The sequence below is a fragment of the Cobetia sp. SIMBA_158 genome (assembly GCF_046566945.1).
Taxonomy (GTDB): Bacteria; Pseudomonadota; Gammaproteobacteria; order Pseudomonadales; family Halomonadaceae; genus Cobetia; species Cobetia amphilecti.
Map to the genome: position 1 here is coordinate 1 of NZ_JAWJYL010000153.1, position 326 is coordinate 326.

The window sequence follows — 326 nt, forward strand, 5'->3', positions numbered from 1 at the left end:
CGATATTCACGGTCTCCGTCAATGACATATTCCAGCGCCGCTTGCGGTAACGCCGGCGTTTCCTGATTCACCCACGCCAGTTGCCAGCTTCCCGGAAAGGTGTAGCTGCCGCCGTCGGCGCTGATTTCATTTTTCAGCAATGCCAGCAGGGTAGATTTACCACAGCCGTTTTTACCCACCAGGCCGACTTTCTGCCCGGGGTTGATGGTGGCGGTGGCATTATCCAGCAGGACGCGCACGCCGCGACGAATTTGTAACGAGGAGAAAACAATCATAAGGCGCCGTATGTTCAGACTATGTTAACTTATCATTATGATAATGTAATG

Annotated in this window: 1 protein-coding gene; it reads right to left on the reverse strand. The window is 52.5% G+C overall.

The genetic code is table 11. The features are described from left to right. Positions 1 to 275: ATP-binding cassette domain-containing protein (locus R2R70_RS19400; RefSeq protein WP_410978807.1), on the reverse strand; the 275-nt coding region annotated here is incomplete at its 3' end. Positions 276 to 326 lie beyond the last annotated feature (51 nt).